Below are 17,377 nucleotides of genomic sequence, written 5' to 3' on the forward strand. Positions count from 1 at the left end.
CGGCGCTCCTTAATAGGCTTCTCGATAAATATCTTCGATATCACTCACGGATAGCTCCCGTGGGTTATTGCGCAGCAATCGAGTGACGCCGCTCGCCGCTAAGGCTAGTTCCGATAACGCCGATTCCGGAATATTAAAAGCTCGCAATTGTGATGGAATATTTACCGCGTCACACAGGCGCTGAATCTCACTAAGTACATATTCGCCCGCCTCAGCATTGCGGATATCAGGTGCAGCGCCGAAGGCATGTGCGAGTGCGACAAAGCGCCCAGGGCAAGCGGCTTGATTCCAGCGCATCACTGGAACAAACATCACTGCATTACTCATTCCGTGTGACAGGTGGTAGCGTCCGCCCAAGGGGTACGCAAGCGCATGAACCGCACCTACGCCGGCGTTACCAAAGGCAAGGCCCGCCATGAGGCTCGCAGTCGCCATTTCTTCGCGCGCAGCAAGGTCGTCAGGTTGCCGGTAGGCACGCTCGAGCGAGGCACGGATTTTAGTGATCGCCGCTAGCGAATAAGGTTCGGTCAACGCGGTGGCAAAGTTCGACAAATAGCTTTCGACCGCATGCACTAGAGCATCTATACCACTGGCCGCAGTCACGGAGGGGGGGCAGCTTAGAGTCAGTTCCGGCGCTACAATTGCGACATCTGGCAGCAGTTCATTGCTGACTATCCCTTTTTTGATTTGCGCTTCGGTATCGGCCAGAATTGAGATATTGGTAACTTCCGAGCCTGTTCCCGCCGTGGTAGGTAAGCAGATCAGAGGATAACGGCGCGATGCCACTTGATCTTCACCGAAGAGTTCAGACAACGGACGCTCATCACCGACAAAAACCGCGACCGCTTTTGCGGTATCCATAGCGCTGCCTCCACCGACAGCGATAATTCCGTCGCACTGATGTTGGACGAATAAGTCACGGCAGGTCTCTACAACAGCCATTTCTGGTTCTGCAGTAATGGCGTCAAACACCGTTAAATCTGCAATGCCTTGGTCGCGTAATTGTGCGGTGATCTGTGCTGTAATACCCGCGTCACTAACGCCGCGGTCGGTCACTATAAGTGGATTCTGCGTGCCCAACTGACACATTTCTCGATAGAGCTCGCGGCTCGACTGCGCACCGGTTAGAAGCCGCCTTGCAGTTTTGAAGATTTGAACAGATGAAGTATCCATGTGCTTCCTTATTCTTATTTTTGGCCTAGAGCTTTTGCAAACCCCATGCCAACCTTAATTAAATGTTTAACATTATGTTTTTTATAGTTATTTTTAATCTGAATGACTAGATGGAGCGATTGCGTTGATGATGTTTTTCATCAGTTTACCTTAAGCTGATGAATAATGTCATCATAACTAGCTTTTTGTGAAAAAGATAAATCCTATGAAAACATATAGTTAAGGTTGGTATTCGACTTGGCACAGCCATTGCAGAAAAAAGATGCAACAGGTCGCAGCAATTGCTGATATCTGTCATCAACAATAACAATTACAAGAGGCAATGGTTATGGCACTCAAAACAACTCATCTATATTATTTACCTGCAGTCGTTGCGGCCGCACTTTCCGCATCCGCTGCGGCTCACGCAGAAACCGCAGCACCGGCTTGGGATTTCGAATTTCACGGCTACATAAATGCTCACGCTGTATTCGCTGATTGCGATGACTCCGGCGCCGCTGTGGCTGGCAACGCGTTGCTATGTACCGGCAAAGATGCAACCTCAGTATCGAATGGCTATAGCCCAGCCAGCTTCCAGTTTTCGGCAAGTACGCAGCGAGATGGTTTCGATCTCAAAGCGTTTCTCGCGATTGAACCTGGCACCACCGACAACAGCGCCTTTAACGGGAACGGCGATAATCGTGCCTATCGCGCCTTTTTCACCGTTGGTAACGCCGACATGGGCACCATTAAAGTGGGGCGTGATTATGGGGTATTTGGTATCGATGTCGTGCTAGAAGACATGGCCTTGGGTGGCGTTGGCGCAACAGCTGCTATTCGGAGTCCGTTGAATACCACTCTCGGTGCCGCAGGTTACGGCTATGTGTTTGTCGACCGACTCTCGCAGATCACTTACAGTCGCCAGTTAGGTGAGCACTTTCAAGCTGATATCGGGATCTTCCAACCGCTCGACCCAGTAAGCTTTGGTGGTAACGGTTACGTCGGCGACTCCGGCTCTGAACGTCCGGGTATCCACGGACGTCTGCGCTACAATTTCGAGCAAGGCTATATTTCTAGTACCTTTTTCAGCCAAGACGTTGCCACCCCGAACGGTGATTATACCGCACGTGGTATCGACGTAACCGCAGCACTCCAACTCGGCGCGACGCGCTTAGCTGCCTCAGCATTTGATGGCCAAGGTTTAGGCTATTATGGATTACTGGTCGACGGCGCAGATATCAATGGCACGCCGCGCGACACCTCAGGCTGGTTCACCCAAGCCACGCACACTATCGGAGCCACTAAGTTTGGCATTAACTATGGCGTCTCAACCGTAGATTTAGCTGGCGTTGATGCCTTGGTGCAAGTGGAGCAGCAAAGGAAACTGAGTGCAGGTGTATGGCACACACTCTGGACCATGTTCACCATTTCTGGAGAAGTCTCGCGGATGGAAGCAGAAAGCCATGCCGGCGAGAGCATTGAAAATACCGCGTTTAGCGTGGGGCTTGCATTAAGTTTCTAAACGTCCCTGAAAAACCATAGGCCCGCACGCAAGGTGTGGGTCGTTACTCTTGGTTTCGCCCTAAGCTCTATTCCGTTTCCGTGCAGCAAGCATGAGTTGAAGCGAATGTATCACAATAAGGATAAATTATTTTGCTCACAGCTGATTTAGCATTTCCTGAATTTTTAGATGGCGGATGTTCTTCAGCATTTGCATTTCGCAAGCTTTACCATCATGGGCGAGCTCTGCAGCAACTTGTGCAGCCGGCAGGATTGTCTTTTTCATTTGCTCAATAATCCTTGCTTAGAGTGCCTCTGGCAATCCAAGAGTCTGTCTAAAGTGCAAGACATGCTGTTTTCTTAACTCTCCAAAATGAGCTGCCGCTCCCATTTTTTGGGAGAGTTCTTCAAATTGATGTTTTCTGTTCGGCGACAATTAGGATGACCGGTTGACGACAATTATCTTGGCCGGTTGGGTGTCACATTAGGTTGACCAGTACCTGATCTGTACCAGCAACATTAGACACTCACTAAGTACTGTTCTTCAACTTAATATTTTCTGGGCTTAGGTAGCCAAGAGTACTTTATGAATGCACCTTACCGTAATCTAAGGTGAGCTTCGCTTTTACATGTATGTGCGTTAACGGTTACTTATTTTGTAGGCTGATGAGTCATAGAGTGCAAAATCCCCCGTACGTACACTTATTTACAGAACTCCAAGTTAGAGCGAAAAGCGCTTCGGTCGAATTCGAGCCGCCATTGGTGCAGGCGGGTGATTATTGCTTGCCCTAAGTAGCAAATGCCTTTTAGTTTGATAGTGATAAAGCCATCGTAATAGTCAGTACTGATTTGGCCGGTTTCGGTGTCTATCTCAATATCGTAATGCGGCCTGATAGTTTGCTCTTTGCGAGTGCAAAATACGCCACCCATTAAGGTAACAAAGCTTTTCCAGTTGCTACTATCAGCGGCTTTATGAATGGCTGTCAACGTTACATCTTGCTGCTCCAGCTGGCGCAGGCAAAGAAATTACCGCCATACTTTTCGCGACACCTAACCAATCTGTAGCAGCGGGCGAATGCCGTGGGCAAAGCAAGCTATCTGGCAGAAGCTGAATGTTCAAATATTCAGCGGACATACATCCGCAGTTGTACAATATGATCAGCCAACACTAAACTAACGTTAGTATTCTACAGAAAAGGAAACACCATGCGTATTTCTTCCGCTTTAGTTGTCGCTGTCGTTATGGCTGCAGGATTAACGGGTTGCACCATCCGGGGGCCAAGTGTGAAAGTCGAGCCGCCTAAAGTGATTATTCCGGGCGTAATCGTTGAAGGCGAAAAACAAGGCAAACATTGCCCTCCGGGTCAGGCAAAGAAAGGAAAATGCTAGTTTTATTGGTTCTATATGACCAATTTTATCGTTGATAACAGCAGCGACTTCGCTGAACAAGCCAAACAAAAAATTGCCGAGTTTAATGCGCAGCATTGGGATGCCAGCCAACGTCAGGCGTTAGGTTTAAAGCAGCTTAATGCGCATGGCGAAGTGGTGGCCATGCTGGCCGGGCGCACCTTTGGCAACTGGTTTTATCTGGAATCCTTCTGGTTGCAGGAAAGTGAGCGCGGTAAGGGCCTGGGCAGCGCCATGCTGGCTGAAGCAGAAGCGATTGCCAGACGTCGCGGCTGCCGTTTTGTGTTATTAGATACCCTGGAGTTTCAGGCAAAACCCTTTTATCAGCGCCATGGTTATCGGGTGGCGTGGATACAGCAGGATTACCCCTTTGCCGGCGGCGCCAAATATTTTATGACCAAAACGCTGTAAAAGCAGAAACTGATAAGTTATGCCTGCCGGCAAGCGGTTAGTTACTCATGGTAGCCGACGGCCATTAAGCTTCGGCCGTGCCATTAAAATAATCGATACAGTGTTTATAAAATGCCTGTACCAGCCTTGGCATTGGAGCATAGGCGGAATAGATAAACCCATACTGATGCTCAATTACCGGCTCCAGCGGAATCAGTAAGATCTGGTCATCGGTATATTGCTGAGCCAGTACCTGATTCAGGATAGCGACACCCAGGCCACGTTTTACATAGGCACAAGCTGTTGCCACACTATGGGTTTCCAGCCGGATCTGCGGTTGTACCTGAGCGGCTTTAAACATTAGATCGATTTTTTGCCGCGTTGGCCGACCTTGTCCAAGCATAATCAAAGGGGTGTTAAGCAGCTCATTGACACCGATCACTGTCTTGCCCGCCAGAGCAAAACCCACCGGAACCGCGCACACCATCGGGCTGCGCAGAATGGGTACACTGATTAAGCCGGGATGGTTCTCCGGTAATTGGATAAAGCCACAATCAATAGAGCGCTGCGCCACCAAATCTCTGGCAACTTGCGGATTATGCGAGTCAATGCTGACCGATACCCGCGGATACTTCTCAATAAAGCTGGCGACGGCATTCACCAGAGGGCCGGAATTAAAGCTTGCCGGTGCAACTATGGTTAGGGAGCCGGTTTCTGTTTTATGAAGATTACGGGCCAGTTCCAGAAAACGCGCGCTATTGCTAAGTAACAGATCGATTTCCGGGGTTAAGTGTTTCGCTTCTTCGGTGGCAATCAGCCGGCTATGCTCACGGTAAAACAACTGAAAGCCAACCAATTCTTCCAGGCTAGCCAGTAACCGGCTGATCCCAGGTTGGGTCAGGCCAAGCTGTTTAGCCGCAGCGGTAGCGGAGCCAGTTTGCATAATGGCCTGAAATGCTTGCAGGCTTCGCAGATTCAAATGCGCTATTTGCATGACGTTTTGTTATGGGTTGATAACATTAAATCATAATATTGCATAGCTTTGGCGGCTTTGCTAGCTTTCTGGTTAAACAATAACCCATACATAAAAAGCAACGGGGATAACTATGCAGCACAAACCGCTTTACCCAATCTCAATGCTCAGTTTGGCGATCAGTACCGCCTTGCTGATGAACAGTGTACACCTCAGGGCGCAGGATGCGGCAGCATCTGAACAGGCGCAACAAAAAGCCGTAGAAGTGATCTCGGTAACCGGATCGCGAATTTTACGCCGTGGCGAAACCGAAGGTAGCCCTATTCAAACTATTGAACGCTCAGAGATGGATATCAAGGGTGCGATGTCGATCGGCGAGATCCTGCAGCAGTTGCCGAGCGTCGGTGCCAGTTTAAATGACAATGGTTCAGCGGGTACCAGCCATGGTACGGCCAGTATCAACCTTAGAAATCTTGGTGAAAACCGCTCCTTAATTCTGGTAAACGGTAACCGCTGGGTTAATGGTGCCGGTAGTCGGGGGTTCAGAGATTTTGTCGACTTAAACACCATCCCCTATGCCATTATTGAGCGGGTTGAGGTGTTGCAGGACGGTGCTACGGCTATTTATGGTGCCGATGCCATTGCCGGTGTGGTGAATATTCATACCGTGAAAGACTATGACGGCGCCCAGCTTAAAGCCTATGCCGGACAAACATCGAAGCAGGATCGTGAAACCGTTAATCTTGATCTGAAACTCGGCCGTGATTGGGGTAAGCATAACCTGTTTTTTGCTGCCAGTTATTCTGACCAAAAGCCGATCCTGACTCAGGACCGGGCCCTGACGGCTATTCCGTTAAATGGCTTATCACTGGGTACTGCCGAAGGGCTATTTCGGGAAGCTAACCTGGCACAAGTACTGAATTTCCCGATCCCGGCGCAGGGCATTACCCGTGCGCCGGGCTCAGATGGTAATAATCTGGCAAGCTGGCGCCCGGCAACCACCAATGATCGGTTTAACCGTTACCACGATAATTACGTGGTTGGGCCAAATGAGCGCCTAAGCCTTTATGGACAGGCCCTGTTCCAGTTACCCGATACTGCGGTATTTCAGGATACCCGGTTGCGGGTCGAGCTGTTACATAACAAACGTGAGTCTGACCAACAGTTTTCGGCGGTTATTCCGACGGTAACAGGTGCCCGCGGCTTTGTGATTGTTAATGATCCCAGAGTGAACCCCTTTGGTGTCGAATTCTCCGGTAATGACTTCTCGCTGAATAACTTCTTTGTTGATAACGGCTTGCGCCGTAACATTCAGGAAGTCAAAACCAGCCGGGCCGGACTGGGAATTGAAGGCTTTTTACCGGGCGACTGGCGCTGGGATATGTTTGCCTCGGTGGCAAAGAACGAGGGCACCTTTACGTCCGCTAACCAGTTACATCTGGATAAACTGGCGTTGGGGATGCGGGCTTGCGGTACGGCCGGTTTAACCGCGGATGTCAGCGATTTATTGGTTGGCTGTGTACCGGTAAATATGTTTAACCCTCTTACCGCTGATATGGTGCGATACATTAATTTCACGGGTGAAGATCGTAACCAAACTCAGCAGCAACACCTGCGCTTTAACCTGAGCAATGCTGTGGCCGAGCTACCGGCCGGTGATCTGTTGCTGGCTGCCGGTGCGGAATACCGCAAAGAAAAGGGTACCGACACCCCGGATAGCGTCATTAATGCGGCACCGCGCGTGAATCGTTATCAAACCACCTCCTCTGCGCCACGCACCGGCACCGTCGGTGAGTATGATTTATCCGAGGCCTATCTGGAGCTGAATATTCCCCTGTTGGCGGCACAACCACTGGCTGAATATCTGGAACTCAATCTGGCCAGCCGTTACTCCAATTACAGTACCTTTGGTAACACCACTAACAGCAAGGTAGGGGTGCTTTACCGGCCGGTAAGTGATCTGATGTTAAGAGCTACCTGGGCAGAAGGCTTCCGGGCGCCCTCTATTCTGGAACTGTATGAAGGGGAACGTGCATCCTTTGCCCCGGTCAATGACCCTTGTGCGGCAAACAGCAGTTTGCCTGGTTGTGCCGGTGTGCCCGCCTCTTACACCCAAACCGATGCCAATGTGCCGATCACCATTGGTGGCAATAATCAGCTAACCCCTGAAACATCCGAGAATATTTCAACTGGTTTGGTTTACACCCCTGCCTGGCTGTCAGGATTCAGCCTGACCATGGATTGGTACAATATCAAAATTGATAACACCATCAGCACCTTTGGTACTCAGAACCTGATCGACCTGTGTGCCTTTACTGGGCGTAACTGTAATGTGATTAGCCGTGCCGGATCGGGTGAGATCCTGAATGTGGTGGATGGGCCGGTTAACCTGAATCGCACTGAGGTGTCGGGTATTGATACCGTAATCCGTTACAACCTGGATACCGCCATCGGCCGCTGGGATTTTAGTACCAGTGTCTCGAAGTTAAATAAGTTTGCTGAATCTTCAACCCTGGCGGACGGCTCTGAGTTAACCACCGACAAAAAAGGCTTTGCCGGAGTACGGGAGGCCTATCCTAAATGGCGCGGTAACTTTACCACCCAATGGCGCAAAGATAATCTGAGCGCGGCCTATAACCTGCGTTATATCGGTGATACCACGGAAACCTTCGCGAATCAGCCAAGAAGTATCGGTTCTATGGTGTATCACAACCTCTCTGCCGGTTATAAATTTGAGCAAGGACTGTCACTACGTGCAGGGATTAATAATCTGTTTGATAAACAGCCTCCAACCTCGCTGGTAAACGTCAATATTAACTTTGATCAGCAAACCTACAATGCGGTGGGCCGTTTCTACTATTTACAGCTGACCTACGACTTTTAACCGCGCCGGGGCACCCAAAGGGCGTCCGGTATTGGATGTATTATGAGAACAGAGTTAACACAAGGCTATAAGTTATTTTTGCCTGCCGGCAACCTTATGCCGCTGATTTTCGACTCGCCGCACAGCGGTATGGAATTTCCGGCCGATTTCCGGTGTTTAGCGTCTGACGTACAGTTACGTTCAGGCTGGGATGCCTTTGTTGATGAGTTGTGGCAGCCTGCCCATTTGGCAGGCGCGACCTTGATCGCCGCCAGAGCGTCACGAATGTATATTGATCTGAACCGGGCTGTGGATGATATCGATCCTGAGCTGCTTTCTGGCGATTGGCCCGGCGAGTTAAAGCCTACCACCTACAGTAAAAGAGGGATGGGTTTGTTACGTCGCTTTGCCTTACCCGGCGTGCCGATGTATGAGCAGAAACTCGCTGTTAGCGAGGTGCAGCAGCGTATCGCACAGTATTATCTGCCTTATCATCATTGTCTCTCTGAGCAAATTAGCGCCTTGCATCAGAAGTTTGGCGCGGTATGGCATATTGATTGTCACTCGATGAAATCGCAGGGTAACGCCATGAATATCGATCAGGGGCAGGCCAGAGCCGATATCGTGATCGGCGATAAGGACGGGCAATCTGCTGAACCGGGTTTCACCAGCCTGATTGTGCAGTTTTTTCAGGATAGGGGGTATAGTGTCAGTGTAAATTATCCCTATAAAGGGGGCTATCTAACCGAGTGTTTCGCCGCCCCCGCGCAGCAGATCCACAGTGTGCAAATTGAGATCAACCGGGCGCTCTATATGAATGAGCAAACATTCATGAAACATCAGGGTTTTAACAAGCTACAACATGATTTGCAGCAATTGGTGGCCGCAATCCGTACTTATATTACCCAGCGCTTGCCAGCACTGGCCGACGAGGTGAATTAATGTCAGATAAAGCCAAGGTTTCCGCTACGGTTGAGCCCGCTGTCAGTATCGCTGTACCGCAGCGTTCCGGGGCAAACCCGATAGTGGTGTTGCTGTTTATTTTACTCGTTGCCGCCGGCCTCACCTATTTACTCGACTCGGGTAGTTATCAAAGAACTGATGGTTTGGTGGTTGCGGGTAGTTATCAGGTAATAGAAAAAGACCGTTCTCTGAGCAATCTGTTTGGTTCGGTTACCCAGGCGCCTGCAGGTGAGGCCAGACCCGTGGGGGTAATTGATGTGCTGCAAGCGATACCCGCAGGTTTGCAGCGGGGAGCCGGGCTGATCTTTATGGTGCTGATTATTGGCGGCATGTTCGGCATTCTGAATAAATCAGGTGCTGTCGATGCCGGGCTTGAGCGGCTAATAAGTGCGGTAAAGGGCAATGTCTACGGTCTGGTGATCTTTCTGATGACCATGTTTGCGTTGGGTAGCACCTTTTTAGGCCTGGCTTCGGAGTATTTACTGATTATTCCGCTGATGGTTGAGCTGGCACGCCGGCTGGGTATGTCAAATCTGATCGGTTTGGCCATTCTGACCATTGCCGTAAAAGTCGGTTACCTATCCTCTATTACCAACCCCTTACCACTTACTATTGCACAGCCGCTTCTCGGTTTACCTATCTTCAGTGGTGCCGGGATGAGAACTTTGTTTTTCGCTGTTTTCTTAGTGTTTGGTATTGCTTACATGCTGTGGGTGATTAAGAAAACCGGGTTTAAAAAGCAGCTGGAGATCAGTTTTGATAGCCGAAAACTCAGTTTGCGCCATCTGGTATTGTTGTTGATCATGCTGGTTGGGATTGCCGGTTTGGTCTATGCCTCCAATACTTGGCAATGGAAAAACCAGCAGCTGTCTGCATATTATATCGGCATGAGTATCTTACTGGCTTGTTGTAGTGGGTTGGGAGCTAGTGGCGCCGCTGATGCCTTTGTCTCAGGGATGAAGAAAATCCTGTTGGCCAGTATCCTGATAGGTGTTGCTTTTGCTATTGCCATCACGCTGGAAAACGGCAAGGTCCTTGACGCGGTAGTGCATGGCCTGGTCAGTATCATTGGAGAGGATAACTCCTATCTGGCTGTATTGGGGATGTTTGTGTCGCAGTTACTGCTGGATGTGATGATCCCCTCTACCTCTGGTCAGGCGGCGGTCAGTATGCCGATCCTGGGGCCTATAGGTCAGCTCTCCGGCGTGGGGGCGCAAACCACAGTACTGACATTTCTGTTCGGCAATGGCATAACCAATATGATTACCCCAACCTCCGGTACCTTGCTGGCCTATTTGGCTACCGCTCAGGTGAGCTGGACCGACTGGGCCAGATTTATTCTGCCGCTGGTGCTGATTTTTATCGTGTTGGCCTGCATGATGTTATTTTTTGCGGTATATGTGGGTTTTTAGCGTTTGTCGCATCGCAGGCCAAAGCTGCTCTGGCTCTGTCGGCGGAGATACTGCTTTATCAACAGTAGAGTTAATCATGCTAATAAGTACTTAGATTGAACGGTCTCTCTGTTTGTTAACGAACAAATGCAGCTGAGTTGTTAGAGGAGAATGGCATATACGCTGCATTTTGGCAGCGTGCAGGAGCCTACTATGCAAACAATGAAACGTTCATTTATTACACTTGGTGTAGTGTTGGCAGGCAGTTTAGCATTAGTTAATTGTGATCCTGGCCCAAACACACAACCTGGTCCGATTGATCTCACGGTGACCACAGAAGATGGATCTGGGGATGATGCAAGAATCACGACAGCGGTGCATACCATGCTGTTGGCAGATATGGAGCTAAAGCATCTGACGATTGCCGTAGAAACTCGCAAGGGAGATGTAAAATTGTCAGGCGACGTGGAAACTGAGGCTCAGCGCGAGCATGCCGGCCGGATCGTAGCGGCAACTTCGGGTGTACACGCAGTGAACAACCAGTTAAAGGTCAAAAAATAACGATATTTCAGTCAAAATGGCACTCATAACGCCGATACTTGAAAGCGAAAGAAAAGTAACGCTGTTGTTATCCAGCGTTACACTTTCGGCCTGAGAAATTTACGCATTCGTGTGGTTTATCTGACGTAGTAGGAGTCGACCGCAGCACTCCATGTCGGATCCGCCATATTAGGCCACTGATCTTTATTAAAACCCGGTGCATTTTTCAGGCGTTCAACTCCGACATCCAGAACAAAACGTTTGTTTGCTGTGTCCAGCTTTAACGCGCTCCAGGGAATAGCAAACAAGCGATCACCCATACCTAAAAAACCACCTGACGTTAGTACGGCATAGCGTATCTTGCCCTGGGTGATATCAAGCATAATATCTTGAAGCTTACCAAGCTTCTCTTGCTTTAGATTAACTACATCATCGTTAGTAATCGTTGAAGCGCTTAGCAGTGTTGTTGACGTTTCCATAAGTTGATACTCCAATGAGGTTGTTGACCAGATCCTGCTTCTGACCATGGTGCAAGGGAAAACAGGATGCTATTGTTATGTTAGCTACAACTACCCTCTGACTCTGTTCGCTCGCTAACGTAGCTAAGTTTTTTATCATTAACTGAGTAGCAGGAGCTGCCGGAAAATATTCCATGATCTGATTCACAACATTGCCGTACAATACCGATGATGCATCAGTGATACTCCCTATTCTGACTAGAAGAAGCCATTCTTATGCGATACCTACTTTTTGCCGCCGCCGCAGGTTCTGTGGTAGCTGCTGCCGTTTATGCCGTTAGCTTTAGCGGGCGCGGTCCCGTCAGTGCTCAGGATTTTGTTAACTTACAGCAGGGTGCGCAAGTGCAGGCCGGTTTTCGGCGCGCTCATGCTAAAGGCTTTTGCATCAGTGGTGAGTTTCAGTCCTCTGGTGCCTTAGCGCAGTATTCCAGTGCTCAGGTGCTGCAAAGTGGCAGTTATCCTTTTGTTGGCCGAATCTCGATTGCTGGTAATAACCCATCTGCCCCCGATCTGAAAGCGCCGGTACGCAGTCTGGCGCTAACTATTCTGCCCGATAGCCCGCAGCAGTGGCGCACGGCAATGAATACGCCGCCGGTATTAGCGGTCGCGACCCCAGAAAAGTTTTATCAGCAGCTGTTAGCCATTCAAAACAGCACAGTGCCGGAGTTTTTTGCCGCCCACCCGGAAGCGCAAAACTTTATTAACTGGCGTAACAGCTATCAGCCCAGCCAGAGCTTTGCTACCGAGCGCTATCACAGTATTAATGCTTTTTATCTGGTTGATACTCAAGGCCAGCAACAAGCAGTGCGCTGGGCGGCGGTACCGTTAACCAACGAAACCGGGCAACTAGCCGATGCAGAAGCCACAGATGCACTACAGCAGGAATTCTTTAGCCGGCTGCAGCAAGGGCCGGTACGCTTTGATTTACAGTTTACCCTGGCCACCGCCAGCGACAATCCGGCTGATGCCACTATCCCCTGGCCTGAAACTAACCCGCAACTCAGTGCTGGTACTATCGTGATTGAGCAAGCCAGTTTGCAGGATACTGGCGCCTGTAATGCGATTAACTTCGATCCCTTGGTACTGCCGGCGGGTTTTGCGCCTTCAGACGATCCGATTTTACGCGCCCGAGCAGCAGTCTATGCCGAATCGCACCGCCGCCGTGCCCGTGAAGTGTTAATGCAGCAAACTACCGGAGGTGCCAATGAATAAGCCACACCTTTATCCCCTTGCGATGCGGGTAATGCATTGGTTAATGGCGGCTTTAGTGCTGAGCCTGGTATTCGCCGGTTTAACTATGGTGAAGTCGCTGGGCCCCTGGCAGCAGCAGTTGCTGGCCTGGCATAAAGCCATGGGCTTACTGGCCATGTTGGCGATCCTGGTGCGACTTTACATCCGCTTGCGTAGTGACACACCAAAGTTGCCAGATAGTGTGCCGAAACTGCAGCAGCTTGCAGCGAAACTCACGCAACTTGGCTTTTATATATTATTAGTAGTGATGCCGTTGTCCGGTTATTTAATGCAAAATGCTGCCGGTCGCCCGCTGGAGCTGTTTGGATTGTCGCTGCCATCGTTGCTCAATACCGATTTAGCGTTATATGGCCTGTTTCGCGAAATTCATGGCTGGGCCGCCCTGCTGTTAGTGCTGCTGCTTGTGGTGCATATTATTGCTGCGCTCTATCACGGCCTGATTAAGCGGGATGGGGTGTTTAGCAGTATGGTCAAAGCGTCCGCTACTGCTAACCGCAAACCCTAAGCCCACATCACTGCGATGGCGGCCAGGACTATCAGAGCGAGGCCGCCGTGATCGGTTCTTTGCAGCTTTTCTTTAAAGAAAAAGGCGGAGATCAGCAGCATAAACAACACTTCGACCTGGCCCAGTGTTTTGACCAACGCGACTGATTCCAGGCTCATGGCGGTAAACCAGCCAATTGAGCCGATGCAGCTGCTGATACTGATTAACAGGGTCAGCCGCGGACGTCGCCACAGAGCCAGCAAGGTGCTGCGCTCCCGCCACAGCAGGTAGCTGAGTAAGATCAAGGTTTGCAGTAAAATCACGACCAACAGCACCCAGGCCGCACCGTGCGGGAAAGGTAGCCCGAGCGCCAGACTGGCCTGCCGTACCCAGAGCGAGGTTAGCGCAAAGCTCAAGCCACTGCTGATGCCAAGTAATAAGACCGGCCACGATAGCTTGCGCCAGCTGGCGCCGCTAAGCAAGAATACAGCTACCGCCCCCAGTAGTACCCCGACCCAACCCAGCAAACTTAACGATTCACTAAAAAAGGCGACTCCCAGTATCGCAGCCAGTATGGCTTCACTTTTCGCCAAGCCGGCGCCAATGGCGTAGTTGCGCAACTTAAACAGTTTGACCATTAAGGCGGTGGCAATAATTTGCGCAACAGCAGCACCGACAATAAAAAGCACAAAGCGATGGTTGAGGGTAGGCAAGGCCACGGGTTGCCATTGATAAAGGCCGGCCAGATACATTGCCGCCAGCGGCGAAGCCAAGAGAAAACGTGCCAGCGTCACGCCAGCCACGCTGACCTCTTTACTCAGCTGTTTCTGAAACGCATTGCGCCAGGCCTGCATAAAGGCCGCCAGCAAGGTAAAGGGGATCCACAGCACCGTAAATACTCTTAAGCCGTCAGGATGGCTATGCTAGCAGGTGTCGGTAGCGCATAGAAGTCGAAAGTCTGGAAATCCCCAATTTTAGCCTTGGGGATATCCAGAGTCTGCGTCGGGCTCAGAGCTGAAAGCGATATTGAAACTCAGGTTTAGGTTGCAGTGTACCATTTTGGTAAGTCTCGACCACGACAGTGCCATCGGCCTGGACATGAAACACCCGGAACATCGCAGTATGCTGGCTTTCATCCGGGATCTTAGTGCGCTCAAGCGCGGGGATATGTAAATAATGCACGCCATTAATTGCCAACGAATGCTTAACCCTTGGCATATCCATATGTAAATCGCCTGAAATCACGGCCCGCAGATTAGGTTGACTGATGACTTCGCTGACAAAGCCGGCATGGCTGATCCCTTTGTCGGCGTTTTCCTGATACACCCCCTGCTGAGCGCCATGCACCACCAGCAATACTGGCTTGGGCGAGAGTCGGGTGATTTCCTGTTTTAACCAGGCAATACCGTCGTCGTTAAAATCGCGGCCAAAATCAGGTGATGCCAACACCAGCGCAAATTGTTCAAATTCGAGGCTGTAGCGCGGGCTGTTGATCGTCGCTTTGCCGCTATTCCACAGCTTGGCGAAATGCAAAAACCGTTCAACAGTACTGCCATGCTCTTCATTCCCCATAATCGGATAAAACGGCAGTTGGAGTTGCTGTAATACCGGCGTGGCTTGTTCGTACTGTAACAGCGTGCCTTTATGGGCAATGTCACCAACGCCCAGCACAAACTTGAGGTTTAGGCGGGGTGTTAACTGATTAATATCGGCTACAGCCTGTGCCATATGTGGGAATTCGGCTTTGGGTTTTGGCTCTGCATCGCCCAGCACCGCGAAACTGACAGCGGTGCTGGCGAAGCTGAACAGAGGCAATGCCAGTAGCAGCGCAGCGAGAGGTAATAACAGATAACGGCACAGACGCATAAGGTTTCCTTGTTTAGTTGAGTAATAGGTTCAGATCAGCTCACGGGTAGCCGCAGGCTGCTGGGTACGTTCCCGGTCCAGCGTTTAAAAGCGCGGCGAAAGTTATGCTCGTCCGAATAGCCGAGCTGACTGGCCAGTTGCTTGTTGGATAATTTGCCCTGGCACAGCAACAACGTGGCTAAATCACAGCGTAAATCGTCCGCTAAGGCAGCATAACTGCTGCCCTGCTGTTGCAGCAGTCGTTTTACACTACTGCTGCTGCAGCCTAACAAGCTGGCTGCTTGTTCCAGACTGAGTGTGGCAGGCATAGTGCGGTAAAGTTGTCGCTGCAGGATTTCAAACAGGCCGCGTTGTCGTGGTAAGCGACGGTTAAGTTGATAGCAGGCCCGGCGATAGGCCCGAAATTCACCGGCATGGTGCTCTGGCCAGGGCTGAAACCAAAGCTCATGAGGGATATAAAGCGCGTCCACGGGCTGTCCGAAACTGACCGGGCATGGCCAGTAACTGCTGATCTGTGCCGGGTGGCTGGGGGCAGCTTGCTTGAGTTGCACCCTGAGGTTATTTCCGCGCCCGGTGTGATGTTGAATTAGTTGCACCAGCAGCGCCATCGCCAGATTCAGGATAAAGCCCTGTTGTGGCCCAAGCTGTAATGCTGGCTTTAGCAACAGTACACGGTATTGCTCCGTGTGCTGTACCAGAGTAAAAACGCCGGGCAGCATCTGATGGCGGAAGTACCAGAGCTGGCGCAAACAGCCGGCTAAATGGGGGGCTTTGGGCAAACTTTGGCTGAGCGCCAGCGCCGGATTATGCAGTAGCGCGTCAGCCAGAATAAAGGGTAACTCCGGGCTGGCGAGCTGCTGGCAACGCCCGAGTAAAGTTAACCAGTCCCGATGGTGGCAGCGGCTGTCAGGCCGTGATAAATCCTGTTCGAAAATTTGCGTGCCGTGTAACAGCTTATGCAGGCAAGCGCCACGCCGCTGGGCAAGGTGCAATAACGCCGTGACACTGTGCTGCAATAACAGATTTTTTTCGTTGTGATCAAAGATAGCGACTGTCATAGGTTACCGTGGCCTGGTTGATAAACAGGGCGTGCCCCGCGCAACTTACTGGCCCGCAGTGCCAATTCTGCTTGCTTTAAAACTGCAGTTGCCTGCGTCTGGGTTGCCTGAATACAGGCTACTGAGCAATGCAACGTTTGTCCGGCTGCGGTTAACCGCTGCAGTTGTTGCTGCAGATGCAGTGCAATAATCTCGGCGGCAGCCTGCTCGGTATGCACCAGCACCGCGACAAAGCGGTCGCCAGCGTAGCGGCAAATGACATCGGATTCCCGCATTTGACTGCTAAGCAGCTCCGCCAGACTAATCAAATAATTATCGCCGGCAGCAGTGCCATGTTGGCGGTTAAATGCCGCAAATTGATCAATATCCAGCATCAAAATACTCAGTGGTAACCGCTGCTGTTGATGTAGCGCCAATTCGCGGTTTAACACCGCATACAGGTAGTCCAGACCGTAGAGTTGGGTTAGCGGATCAAGTAAGCGATGGTCACGTAAAAAGCGCTCGCGCCCGCGTAACTGACGGTTAATTTGCCGCTGCTCCTGATGCCAGCCCATCAGACCATAGGTTAGTGCCAGCATGCCTAAAGGCGCGGGTACAGACTCCAGCCAGCTCATGGTACGCACATGCGCCGGGTAACGCAGGAACTCGTCCAGTAAGTCGAGTGCAAAAGAGCAGCTCAACAATAAACTGCCATAGTACAGCCAGTCGGTAACCCGACCGGCCGGGCGATTCAGCAGATTCAGCGTCAGCCAGCTTAATGCCACTGCCAACACTATGCCTTCTCCGAGGATGTCCAGCCAATCAATTGCGGCCCAGCTTTTCACATCGCCCAGTTGTAACGCCAGCAGCAGGGCTGCCAGAAGCAAAACCGCAGCCAGCGTCAGCTTATCCAAATGTTGTTGCCACATCATGTGCCTGTCGCGTGACGTCGTCATGGGTTTAGTGTGTGGCAGTGTTGTGACAGAAATATGAAGCAAAAATATTTCTGACCGTATCGACTGAGCCAGGCGGACCCGGGTCT

At 50.9% G+C, this 17,377-nt stretch carries 18 protein-coding genes; 9 read left to right on the forward strand and 9 right to left on the reverse strand.

Annotated features, from left to right (window positions below; all coding sequences use genetic code 11):
- Nucleotides 1-9 precede the first annotated feature (9 nt).
- Entirely contained in the window at nt 10-1,173 is a 1,164-nt protein-coding gene (locus tag AGRI_RS12480; RefSeq protein WP_040291959.1) for an iron-containing alcohol dehydrogenase, read from the reverse strand.
- Between the two features lie 328 nt (nt 1,174-1,501).
- Between AGRI_RS12480 and AGRI_RS12485 the strand changes: the two genes are divergently transcribed.
- On the forward strand, nt 1,502-2,674 hold the full coding sequence (locus tag AGRI_RS12485; RefSeq protein WP_008985265.1) for a porin family protein: 1,173 nt from the start codon (nt 1,502-1,504) through the stop codon (nt 2,672-2,674).
- 135 nt (nt 2,675-2,809) lie between these two features.
- On the opposite strand, the gene AGRI_RS16725 is transcribed toward AGRI_RS12485, so the two are convergent.
- Nucleotides 2,810-2,938 (reverse strand): hypothetical protein, encoded by a 129-nt coding sequence (locus AGRI_RS16725; RefSeq protein ID WP_272942277.1) that lies wholly within the window; start codon nt 2,936-2,938, stop codon nt 2,810-2,812.
- A 416-nt stretch (nt 2,939-3,354) separates the two neighbouring features.
- Nucleotides 3,355-3,639, reverse strand: a complete 285-nt coding sequence (locus AGRI_RS12490) for a hypothetical protein (protein ID WP_008985266.1) — start codon at nt 3,637-3,639, stop codon at nt 3,355-3,357.
- Nucleotides 3,640-3,858: 219 nt separating this feature from the next.
- Here AGRI_RS12490 and AGRI_RS12495 point away from each other — a divergent pair, with 219 nt between their 5' ends.
- Nucleotides 3,859-4,041, forward strand: a complete 183-nt coding sequence (locus AGRI_RS12495) for a hypothetical protein (protein ID WP_008985267.1) — start codon at nt 3,859-3,861, stop codon at nt 4,039-4,041.
- Nucleotides 4,042-4,056: 15 nt separating this feature from the next.
- Nucleotides 4,057-4,470, forward strand: coding sequence for a GNAT family N-acetyltransferase (locus AGRI_RS12500; RefSeq protein ID WP_008985268.1), 414 nt, complete (start codon nt 4,057-4,059; stop codon nt 4,468-4,470).
- A 64-nt stretch (nt 4,471-4,534) separates the two neighbouring features.
- Here AGRI_RS12500 and AGRI_RS12505 read toward each other — a convergent pair whose 3' ends face one another.
- Nucleotides 4,535-5,443 carry a LysR family transcriptional regulator gene (locus tag AGRI_RS12505; RefSeq protein ID WP_008985269.1) on the reverse strand — a complete coding sequence of 303 codons (909 nt, stop codon included), beginning with the start codon at nt 5,441-5,443 and terminating at the stop codon, nt 4,535-4,537.
- A gap of 112 nt (nt 5,444-5,555) precedes the next feature.
- On the opposite strand from AGRI_RS12505, the gene AGRI_RS12510 reads away from it, so the two are divergent.
- The 4 genes from AGRI_RS12510 to AGRI_RS12525 all read left to right on the forward strand — a co-directional run bounded on the left by AGRI_RS12510 (nt 5,556) and on the right by AGRI_RS12525 (nt 11,200).
- Nucleotides 5,556-8,306: a TonB-dependent receptor gene (locus AGRI_RS12510; protein ID WP_008985270.1), complete on the forward strand. Its 2,751-nt coding sequence runs from the start codon at nt 5,556-5,558 to the stop codon at nt 8,304-8,306.
- A 42-nt stretch (nt 8,307-8,348) separates the two neighbouring features.
- A complete protein-coding gene (locus AGRI_RS12515; protein WP_008985271.1) occupies nt 8,349-9,227 on the forward strand; it encodes an N-formylglutamate amidohydrolase in 879 nt (292 codons plus the stop codon).
- Nucleotides 9,227-10,660, forward strand: a complete 1,434-nt coding sequence (locus tag AGRI_RS12520) for a YfcC family protein (RefSeq protein ID WP_008985272.1) — start codon at nt 9,227-9,229, stop codon at nt 10,658-10,660. Before AGRI_RS12515 ends, AGRI_RS12520 begins: the two co-directional genes overlap by 1 nt.
- 192 nt (nt 10,661-10,852) lie before the next feature.
- Nucleotides 10,853-11,200 carry a BON domain-containing protein gene (locus AGRI_RS12525; protein WP_040291987.1) on the forward strand — a complete coding sequence of 116 codons (348 nt, stop codon included), beginning with the start codon at nt 10,853-10,855 and terminating at the stop codon, nt 11,198-11,200.
- Between the two features lie 116 nt (nt 11,201-11,316).
- On the opposite strand, the gene AGRI_RS12530 is transcribed toward AGRI_RS12525, so the two are convergent.
- On the reverse strand, nt 11,317-11,658 hold the full coding sequence (locus AGRI_RS12530; RefSeq protein WP_008985274.1) for a PRC-barrel domain-containing protein: 342 nt from the start codon (nt 11,656-11,658) through the stop codon (nt 11,317-11,319).
- Nucleotides 11,659-11,913: 255 nt separating this feature from the next.
- On the opposite strand from AGRI_RS12530, the gene AGRI_RS12535 reads away from it, so the two are divergent.
- Both AGRI_RS12535 and AGRI_RS12540 read left to right on the forward strand, forming a co-directional pair.
- On the forward strand, nt 11,914-12,909 hold the full coding sequence (locus tag AGRI_RS12535; protein WP_008985275.1) for a catalase family peroxidase: 996 nt from the start codon (nt 11,914-11,916) through the stop codon (nt 12,907-12,909).
- Entirely contained in the window at nt 12,902-13,453 is a 552-nt protein-coding gene (locus tag AGRI_RS12540; protein ID WP_008985276.1) for a cytochrome b, read from the forward strand. Before AGRI_RS12535 ends, AGRI_RS12540 begins: the two co-directional genes overlap by 8 nt.
- On the opposite strand, the gene AGRI_RS12545 is transcribed toward AGRI_RS12540, so the two are convergent.
- The 4 genes from AGRI_RS12545 to AGRI_RS12560 all read right to left on the reverse strand — a co-directional run bounded on the left by AGRI_RS12545 (nt 13,450) and on the right by AGRI_RS12560 (nt 17,264).
- Nucleotides 13,450-14,319: a DMT family transporter gene (locus AGRI_RS12545; protein WP_202800800.1), complete on the reverse strand. Its 870-nt coding sequence runs from the start codon at nt 14,317-14,319 to the stop codon at nt 13,450-13,452. The genes AGRI_RS12540 and AGRI_RS12545 overlap by 4 nt on opposite strands.
- Nucleotides 14,320-14,440: 121 nt before the next feature.
- Nucleotides 14,441-15,298, reverse strand: a complete 858-nt coding sequence (locus AGRI_RS12550; protein ID WP_008985278.1) for a metallophosphoesterase family protein — start codon at nt 15,296-15,298, stop codon at nt 14,441-14,443.
- A 35-nt stretch (nt 15,299-15,333) separates the two neighbouring features.
- On the reverse strand, nt 15,334-16,356 hold the full coding sequence (locus AGRI_RS12555) for a helix-turn-helix domain-containing protein (protein ID WP_008985279.1): 1,023 nt from the start codon (nt 16,354-16,356) through the stop codon (nt 15,334-15,336).
- A complete protein-coding gene (locus AGRI_RS12560; RefSeq protein WP_008985280.1) occupies nt 16,353-17,264 on the reverse strand; it encodes a GGDEF domain-containing protein in 912 nt (303 codons plus the stop codon). Before AGRI_RS12560 ends, AGRI_RS12555 begins: the two co-directional genes overlap by 4 nt.
- Nucleotides 17,265-17,377: the final 113 nt, after the last annotated feature.

It is taken from the genome of Alishewanella agri BL06 (genome assembly GCF_000272005.1).
In the GTDB taxonomy this organism is placed as follows: Bacteria; Pseudomonadota; Gammaproteobacteria; order Enterobacterales; family Alteromonadaceae; genus Alishewanella; species Alishewanella agri.